Source organism: Marinobacter sp. UBA2498, assembly GCF_002341575.1.
GTDB lineage: Bacteria > Pseudomonadota > Gammaproteobacteria > Pseudomonadales > Oleiphilaceae > Marinobacter > Marinobacter manganoxydans.
On the sequence record NZ_DDOI01000156.1, the window covers coordinates 4,577 to 13,389 of the forward strand.

The 8,813-nt window shown below is 58.2% G+C and carries 6 protein-coding genes, 1 tRNA gene and 2 pseudogenes; 6 read left to right on the forward strand and 3 right to left on the reverse strand.

Annotated elements, in window-relative coordinates:
• Window positions 1-138 (forward strand): annotated as a pseudogene (locus B2W52_RS22395) (cation diffusion facilitator family transporter); the annotation flags it as partial.
• A 19-nt stretch (window positions 139-157) separates the two neighbouring features.
• Here B2W52_RS22395 and B2W52_RS21565 read toward each other — a convergent pair.
• A complete protein-coding gene (locus B2W52_RS21565; RefSeq protein ID WP_053114956.1) occupies window positions 158-1,657 on the reverse strand; it encodes a RimK family protein in 1,500 nt (499 codons plus the stop codon).
• 201 nt (window positions 1,658-1,858) lie between these two features.
• On the opposite strand from B2W52_RS21565, the gene rimI reads away from it, so the two are divergent.
• Window positions 1,859-2,977: a ribosomal protein S18-alanine N-acetyltransferase gene (rimI, locus tag B2W52_RS21570; RefSeq protein ID WP_053114955.1), complete on the forward strand. Its 1,119-nt coding sequence runs from the start codon at window positions 1,859-1,861 to the stop codon at window positions 2,975-2,977.
• On the opposite strand, the gene uvrB is transcribed toward rimI, so the two are convergent.
• A complete protein-coding gene (gene uvrB / locus B2W52_RS21575) occupies window positions 2,978-5,038 on the reverse strand; it encodes an excinuclease ABC subunit UvrB (protein ID WP_053114954.1) in 2,061 nt (686 codons plus the stop codon).
• Window positions 5,039-5,221: 183 nt separating this feature from the next.
• On the opposite strand from uvrB, the gene B2W52_RS21580 reads away from it, so the two are divergent.
• Window positions 5,222-6,406, forward strand: coding sequence for a pyridoxal phosphate-dependent aminotransferase (locus B2W52_RS21580; protein ID WP_014576796.1), 1,185 nt, complete (start codon window positions 5,222-5,224; stop codon window positions 6,404-6,406).
• Window positions 6,407-6,476: 70 nt separating this feature from the next.
• Window positions 6,477-6,552, forward strand: a tRNA-Asn gene (locus B2W52_RS21585).
• Window positions 6,553-6,608: 56 nt separating this feature from the next.
• Here B2W52_RS21585 and B2W52_RS21590 read toward each other — a convergent pair.
• Complete coding sequence (locus B2W52_RS21590) at window positions 6,609-7,898, reverse strand: M18 family aminopeptidase (RefSeq protein ID WP_273017898.1); 1,290 nt, start codon at window positions 7,896-7,898, stop codon at window positions 6,609-6,611.
• A 121-nt stretch (window positions 7,899-8,019) separates the two neighbouring features.
• Between B2W52_RS21590 and B2W52_RS21595 the strand changes: the two genes are divergently transcribed.
• Entirely contained in the window at window positions 8,020-8,505 is a 486-nt protein-coding gene (locus tag B2W52_RS21595) for a hypothetical protein (RefSeq protein WP_273017899.1), read from the forward strand.
• A 107-nt stretch (window positions 8,506-8,612) separates the two neighbouring features.
• Window positions 8,613-8,813, forward strand: a pseudogene (locus B2W52_RS21600) (outer membrane beta-barrel protein); the annotation flags it as partial.

Genomic DNA, 8,813 nt, shown 5'->3' on the forward strand with positions numbered 1-8,813 from the left:
GTGAAAAACAAGGTGCATCTGGAGCTGTTCCTGGACAGCCCCGAGGGTGAAACCGTCTTCTCATCCTCAAACATCAGGGAAGAGCTCGGTGATTACCCCTGGTTTGGGAGTGTCCGGGTATGGGTGGCCGGCCCCTGAAAGCCGCCGGCCATATAACCTAGCGACGCCTGTTCTCTTCCATCCTTGAAAGAAATTCCTGCATGATCAGGGTGTAGAGCTCGCCCCCCAGGAAGCGGTCTTCCACGCCCGCATCAATGCTCGGGTTGTCGTTGACTTCGATGACGGCAACCCGGTTGCCTGACTGTTTGATATCCACACCGTACAGCCCGTTGCCGATCAGTCTGGTGGCATTCAGGGCCGCCTGAATGACATTCCTTGGCACCTCATACGTGGGCATGGTCTCAAAGCCACCGCTCTCACTCTCGGATTCGCTGTGCTGATAGATCTGCCAGTGGCCTTTCACCATCATGTACTTGCAGGCGTAGATGGCCCGCCCACCGAGCACACCAATACGCCAGTCGTAATCGGTGTAAAGGTATTCCTGAGCCAGCACCAGGGCGGACTGCTTGAACAGGTCTCTCAGCCCGGCACGGAGGGTCTTCTCGTCTTCGGCCTTGGTTACGCCTCGGGAAAACGCACCATCCGGGATCTTGATAACTACCGGAAAACCCAGCTCACTGATGACCTGCTCGACAGCGTTCTTCTGATCTTTCGACAGGATGAGTGTCTTGGGCGTGGGAACCTTGTTGTTCTTCAGGAGATCTGCAAGGAACACCTTGTTGGTGCACTTGAGGATCGACACCGGATCATCAATGACCACCATGCCCTCAGCGGCCGCCTTGCGGGCAAACCGGTAGGTGTGATGATCAATGGCAGTGGTCTCACGAATGAACAACCCATCGTATTCCGGCAGGCGCATATAATCCCGCCGGGTAATCTGCTCAACGTTGATACCCAGCTTGCGACCGGCTTTCTCGAAACGCTTCAGGGCAACCTTGTCACTCGGCGGCATCTCCTCATCGGGATTGACCAGCACCGCCAGATCATAGCGGTAACGGCGTCGGGTCCGTGGCTTACGCCAGACCATGCTGCTGAAACGATCCAGGGCCGCCGCGAACACGTCCTGCTCCTGCTCGCCCAGATCCGCCGGAGCCGCCGGCTTCATGGACTCGATCTGCCACTGCTTGCGGCGCTTGAAAACAATTTCAAGAATCGGACAAGGGAACCGCTCGAACAGCGCCCGGGCGACCGGCTTCAGATCCGGGTGCTCGGCCTGGCCAAAGTAGGTCCGAATGCGCACTTCATGGGTGGCCGCGCGCTCATCACTGGCAGGGTCAATAGCGGAACCCGCTGCTTCCAGCCAGTTGATGACGCTTTCATCAAGCTCTTCCAGCTCAAGTGAAAACAGTCCTTTGCGGCCGAGATCATTGAGCGTCATCACCGAGGGTACGACATGGTGACCACGGGCTTCCGCCAGGAGTGAACAATAATACCCCTTGCTCAGGTAACGGGCGCTCTGACACAGGTTGATGACCCTCACCCGGCTGGCGGGCGGAGCTGAGAACTGGAGGTACTGATCAAACGTCAGCACGTCCTCACTGGGGTAATAAGGCGCCCAGTCTTTGGCGCGGTCCACTACGATAAGCAATCGGGACATTGAAGGCATTCCTCCCTGAAAGGTCTTGCCTGTAGTAATTGAGGCCACAATACGCCGGTCACAATCGCTGCACAATCGGCGCATAATGCGTGCTTTTACGCATCCTTGTGGTCTTTGCGTTACCCTGACTCTCACACATAATAGCGGAGTACGGGAAGCCCAACAGCATGCCCTCCTCGCGTTTTTCAAGGCCGTCTCTCAATGCCTGATTTCCAGCTCCGACAAGCCTCCAGCAAGGATCTCGACGCCCTGGTCTTGCTCGAAAACCGGTGCTTCGCCGAAGACCGGCTTTCCAGGCGTAGCTTCCGCCGCTTTCTGGAGATGCCCAGAGACCGCTTGATTGTGGCCGAGGCCGATGGCGAGCTGGTGGGCTACTGCCTGATTCTGATGAGCGCTGCCACCCGGCTCGCCCGAATCTACTCCATTGCGGTGTCTCCGGCTGTGCGTGGCCAGGGCGTGGGCGAAAAACTGGTACGGGAAGCAGAATCTGAGGCGGTGGACGCTGGCCGTATCATCATGCGCCTGGAAGTCCGCGAGGATAACAGAGGCGCCATCAACCTCTACAAGCGCCTGGGCTATCGCCAGTTCGGCACCTACCGGGACTATTACGAAGACCACGGAGACGCCCTTCGCTTCGAGCGACGGATTCTGTTCTACGAGCCTTCAAGAGAATTTCCGGCCGTTCCCTACTATCCGCAGACCACGGATTTCTCCTGCGGGCCGGCGGCGCTGATCATGGCGATGGCCGCTCTGGATGAACAGCAACCACTCACAACCCTGGAAGAACTCAGGCTTTGGCGGGAAGCGACCACCATATTTATGCTCGCCGGCCACGGCGGCTGCGGCCCACATGGACTGGCGCTCGCAGCGTGGAATCGGGGTTTTGAAGCCAGCGCCTGGATCAGCATGGAAGGAGCCCTTTTCAAGGACACCGTCAGAAGCGAGGACAAGAAGCGGGTACTGGAGCTGGTACACGAGGGCTTTTTACACGACATCGGCAAGACAGGCATTCAGCTACACCATGACCCGCTGACCCTTGAAGCGATGGAAGAAGCCCTTCACGAAGGCAGAATTCCGGTCATCCTGATCAGCACCTGGCAACTGAATCGCAGCCGCGTTCCCCATTGGGTCACCGTCTGCGCGATTGACGACCAGTTCGTGTACCTGCACGACCCGGAAATTGATACAGAACTCGGCGAAACCGTGGCCGACAAGCAGTACCTGCCAGTCGACCGCCGGGTGTTCAGCCAGATTTCACGGTACGGCAGGAACCAGCCATTGCAGGCTGCGATCATCGTAGGGCCCAAGCGACCGGCCTGATCAGCCGGTCCGCAGTGCCGCCTCTTTCAGCTCGGCGATATCATCCCGCAGACGCGCAGCCGTCTCGAAATCCAGTTCGGAAGCGGCCTTGTACATTTCATCCTCAAGCCGGGACACCTCCTTGAGGACCTCCTCCGGCGATCGATTGCCAGCCTTGGCCCGATACTGTTCCGCCTCTTCGGCTGCTTTCTGCCCCGGGCGCTCGGCCTTGCGACGGCCACGGCCGCCGCCTCCGGCACCTTCCATGATGTCGGCAATTTTCTTGTTCAGGCCCTGCGGGGTAATGCCCTGCTCCAGATTGTGAGCTTCCTGCTTGGCCCGGCGACGCTCTGTCTCATCAATAGCCCGCTGCATGGAGCCTGTAATCCGGTCACCGTAGAGAATGGCCTTGCCGTGAACATTCCGCGCCGCACGACCCATGGTCTGGATCAGTGAGCGCTCGGAGCGCAGGAAACCTTCCTTATCTGCATCCAGGATGGCCACCAGCGAAACCTCGGGCATGTCCAGACCTTCCCGCAGCAGGTTGATGCCCACCAGCACATCGAATTCCCCCCGCCGGAGGTCCCGGATGATCTCCACCCGCTCGACGGTATCGATGTCCGAGTGCAGATAGCGAACCTTGATGTCGTGTTCCATCAGGAAGTCGGTCAGATCCTCGGCCATACGCTTGGTCAGCGTGGTCACCAGAACCCGTTCCTTTACCTTCACCCGCGTGTGGATTTCCGAGAGCAGATCGTCCACCTGGGTAGACGCGGGACGCACCTCGATTTCCGGGTCCAGCAGGCCGGTGGGGCGCACCACCTGTTCCACCACCTGACCCGCATGCTCGGCCTCGTAAGTGGACGGGGTTGCGGATACGAAGATCATCTGGGGCGCAATTCGCTCCCACTCTTCAAACTTCATGGGTCGGTTATCCAGCGCCGATGGGAGGCGGAAACCGTACTCAACAAGGGTTTCCTTCCGGGACCGGTCGCCCTTGTACATGGCGCCGATCTGGGGAATGGTCACGTGAGATTCATCCACCACCAGCAAGGCATTGGGCGGCAGGTAATCAAACAGTGTCGGCGGTGCCTCACCTGGGCGGCGACCCGAGAGATAGCGCGAGTAGTTCTCGATGCCGTTGCAATAGCCCAGTTCCAGCATCATTTCGATGTCGTACCGGGTGCGCTCTTCCAGGCGTTGTGCTTCCACCAGGCGGTTGTTGTCCCGCAGCTGCTGCAGCCGCTCATCCAGCTCAACCTTGATATGCTCGACCGCATCCAACACCGTCTGCCGGGGCGTCACATAGTGCGATTTCGGGTAGATGGTGACCCGTGGCACTCGGCGCAGGACCTCACCGGTCAACGGGTCGAAATAGCTGAGATTCTCAACCTCGTCATCGAAGAGCTCGATGCGGATAGCTTCCTTCTCGGATTCCGCCGGGAATACATCGATCACATCGCCCCGAACCCGATAATTGGCCCGGTGGAACTCGATATCGTTCCTGGTGTACTGAAGTTCGGCCAGGCGCCGGAGGATGTATCGCTGATCGATCTGATCGCCCCGGTCCAGATGCAGCATCATCTTCAGGTAGGACTGGGGGTCACCGAGGCCGTAGATAGACGACACCGTCGCCACAATGATGGCATCCGGTCTTTCCAGCAATGCCTTGGTAGCAGATAGACGCATCTGCTCAATGTGCTCGTTGATAGAAGCGTCTTTCTCGATAAACGTGTCCGACGAGGGCACGTAAGCTTCTGGCTGATAGTAGTCGTAGTAGGAAACGAAATACTCCACCGCATTGTCGGGAAAGAACTCCTTGAACTCACCATAGAGCTGGGCGGCCAGGGTCTTGTTATGGGCCATGATGATGGTGGGCCGCTGGACCTGCTGGATGACATTGGCGATGGTGAAGGTTTTACCGGAGCCGGTTACCCCCAGCAACGTCTGGTGTGCCAGACCGGATTGGATACCATCCACCAGCCCTTCGATTGCCTTGGGCTGATCGCCCGCTGGCTGGAACGGCGAATCAACCTGGAACACACCCTCTCTGGCGGAAACGTTTGCCTGATTACTGGCCATAACTGGCGGAAACCTCCGGTAAAACCGACGCACGGGCGAAACAGCCCCTGCCATTCGAGAAATTTAGCGATACACTGGCTTCATGATACCATCAGTGCGATCGACGGCTGGGCGTAAATCAGCCAGCAGCTCTGGCACCCGGCGGTCGCAGCCCTATCAGACGCAGCTTTAAGGAGCGCAAGTTTGGACCTTCAACTTTCCAGCCGAGTACAGGCTATCAAGCCCTCTCCCACCCTCGCAGTCACCAACAAGGCCGCGGAACTCCGCGCAGCAGGCCAGGACATTATCGGCCTGGGTGCCGGCGAGCCGGACTTCGACACACCTGATCACATCAAACAGGCAGCCATTGAAGCCATCAATAACGGCCAGACAAAATACACTGCCGTGGATGGTACGCCAGCCCTGAAAAAAGCGATTATTGCGAAGTTCAAACGGGACAACGGCCTGGATTACGAAGCCAACCAGATACTGGTAAGCAGTGGTGGCAAACAGAGCTTTTTCAACCTCGCACTTGCCACACTGAACCCGGGTGACGAAGCCATCATCCCTGCCCCGTACTGGGTTTCCTACCCGGATATGGTGCTGGTGGCTGAAGGCAAACCCGTGATTATCGAAACCGGTGCTGAAACCCGCTTCAAGATCACTCCGGAGCAGCTGGAAAACGCGATTACCGAGCGTACCCGCCTGTTCGTGATCAACAGCCCCTCGAACCCGAGCGGCATGGCCTACACCCTCGAAGAGCTGCAGGCCATCGGCGAGGTGCTGAAGAAGCACCCGAACATCATGATCGCCACCGACGATATGTATGAGCCGATCCTCTGGACCGGCAAACCGTTCTGCAACATCCTGAACGCCACGCCTGAGTTGTATGACCGCACCTTCGTCCTGAATGGCGTATCCAAGGCCTACTCCATGACTGGCTGGCGTATCGGCTACGCCGCGGGCCCGGCGAAAATCATCGGTGCAATGAAGAAGATCCAGTCCCAGAGCACCTCCAACCCGGCCTCCATCTCCCAGGCAGCGGCACAGGCTGCGCTGGATGGCGATCAGGGCTGCGTGGGCGAGATGGTCAAGGCCTTCAAGGAACGCCACGACTGGCTGGTAGAAGCACTGAACAAGCTGCCAGGCGTTGAATGCCTGAACGGCGACGGTACCTTCTATGTGTTCCCCAGCTTCCAGGGCGCCATCGATGCGGATTCCAGCGTCAGCACTGACGTTGAATTCGCCGAGAAACTGCTGACCGACGCCGGCGTGGCACTGGTCCCGGGTTCCGCCTTCGGTTGCCCTGGCCACATGCGCCTGAGCTTTGCGACCAGCATGGAAAACCTGGAAAAGGCTGTCGAACGCCTTCAGAAAGCGCTTGGCTAAAAAGTTCTGGCCAGGGGTTGACGGGGCGGTATTGCCAACTTAATATACGCGCCTCGTCACACGACGACGTTCCCCGATAGCTCAGTTGGTAGAGCAACGGACTGTTAATCCGTTTGTCGCTGGTTCGAGCCCAGCTCGGGGAGCCACTTATTCCGAAATGCCGCTGATTCTTCTGAACCAGCGGCATTTTTCGTTTACGGCCTCAGAAAATCTGCTCGCGCTGCATGAATTCGGTCAGCACCCGGAACAACGTGAACCCATCCTCGGTGCCAATCAGCTCCCGAATGGAATGCATACCGAACTGGGGCACGCCAATATCCAGCGTGGTTACACCCAGGTTCCCCGCCGTCAGGGGCCCAATGGTGCTGCCACAGCCCATATCGCTCCGAACCACAAAGGTCTGGTGAGGCAACCCCAGCTCGTCACTGATGTGCCGGTAAACTGCTGCCGATCGACTGTTGGTGGCGTACCGCTGGTTATGGTTGACCTTGATCACCGGCCCCTGATTGAGAATCGGGCCATGATTCTCATCATGTTTATCCATGTAATTCGGATGAATGCCATGGGCATTGTCCGCCGACACCATCATCGAGTTGGCAATAGCACGAGCCTTGCCAGCGCCGACCCAGCGGTCCAGAACCGCTGTCAGGAACGGCCCTTGTGCACCTTCGGCAGACATACTGCCAACTTCCTCGTGATCGTTGCAGACCAGCAACGCGGCTTCGTCGCCGGAGGTTTTCAGCAGCGACTGGAGGCCAATATAACAACTCAGAAGGTTGTCCAGGCGAGCCGAGGCGATGAAATCATCACGCAATCCGACAAACGAGGCTTCACGGGCATCGTAGAAACTGAGCTCGTACCCCAGGACCTTGCGGACAGTGAGCCCGGTCTCCGACTTGACCTGCTGGGACAGCAGATCCACGAAGCTGGTGGTATCGCTCTCAGGAACCTGCATCAGAACCGGTGGCAGATCGGTCTGTGGGTTAACCGTGCGATTGCTGTTGGCTTCTCTATCAAGATGGATTGCCAGGCTCGGAATGAATGCCACAGGCTTACGGAAATCCACCAGGGTGTCCCGTACCTTGCCGTCTTCGTCCAGCACCGTCACCCGACCGGCCAGGGAAAGATCCCGGTCAAACCAGGGATTCAGCAGCACACCACCGTAAACTTCGACACCCAACTGGAAGAAGCCCTTGCGGCGGAGCTCAGGGTTCGGCTTGACCTTCAGGCAGGGGCTGTCTGTATGAGCACCCACCATGCGGATTCCCGAGGTGCTGACATCTTTGCTGCCAGTTCGGAAGGCGACAATTGAGGAGCCGTTGCGGACAACGTAATAGCCCTGGTTGCTCACCAGCGACCAGTCTTCCCGCTCATCCAGCTCCTGAAATCCGGCCGCACTCAGCCGTTGTTTCATGGTGTCGACCGCATGCCAGGGTGTGGGGGAAGTGTTCAGAAACTTCAATAAATCTTTGTTAAATTCAGCGTGTTCCATGATGTCCCTGATTAAAAGATAATTGCGCCAACAGTATGGCATGAAGCCGTAAAGCCTCATACTGCGTCAACGGACATTCCCTATAACCGGGTCACAAATCAACCATCACCGGGAGCCCAACGTGCCAGCACCGAGATTTCTCGACATTGAATACTGCCAGACCGACGACGCGCTTTTTCCCACCGCCATGGCCTGGTCGCTGGAAGACGGCCGAATGAAAACCGTGGTTATAGCCCCTTCCGACGACTGGCTCCCGGAAGACGGTGACCTGGGCGATGTCGACCTCCTCTACCTTGAAGAACAGGGCGTGCCCCTGATCGAGCTGGCCCGGGAACTGCACCAGGATCTGCCCGACCAGACCGTCTTCGTGGACGGCCTCGATCCGGACGAGATTCTGGTAGACCTCATTTTCACGGCCGTGGCACAGGAGGCCCCGTTCGAAATCGCACCCATCAGTGAGCTGATCACAGGCCTGAACAGCGAAACCCTGGAAGACCGCCGCCGCCAGCTCCTGTTCGAGGAAAGCCTGGAACCCCAGTTGCCTGAAAATGGCGTCTACGCACTGCTGCTGATGGCGCGGGAAGAGGGCCTGTTCGACGAGGATTGAGAAACAGCAGGAATTGACAGGGGGAAGTGTGACACGGGTCGACGTAACAAACGGTTACACGAGGCAGAATCAGCCCGTATTCGCCCATGTCAGGAAGCCCGATAACAATGAACAAGGTTGTGCGAACGCCCCTCGTCTGTCCGCTTGTCCCTGCCCTGCTCCTCGCATCCCAGGCCGCCCTGGCCCAGGAAACGCCAAGGGCCGACAAACACTACATCGGGCTGCTGGCAACCACCTACAACCACCGCACCATCGGTGAAAACACCAAGGAAACCGCCTGGGGCACAGGCGGAACACTGGTGGTGGGT

Coding starts and splice junctions, on each gene's coding strand:
- B2W52_RS21590 (WP_273017898.1), bottom strand. CDS start 7,898: ATGGAACACGCTGAATTTAACAAAGATTTATTGAAGTTTCTGAACACT.
- uvrB (WP_053114954.1), bottom strand. CDS start 5,038: ATGGCCAGTAATCAGGCAAACGTTTCCGCCAGAGAGGGTGTGTTCCAG.
- rimI (WP_053114955.1), top strand. CDS start 1,859: ATGCCTGATTTCCAGCTCCGACAAGCCTCCAGCAAGGATCTCGACGCC.
- B2W52_RS21565 (WP_053114956.1), bottom strand. CDS start 1,657: ATGTCCCGATTGCTTATCGTAGTGGACCGCGCCAAAGACTGGGCGCCT.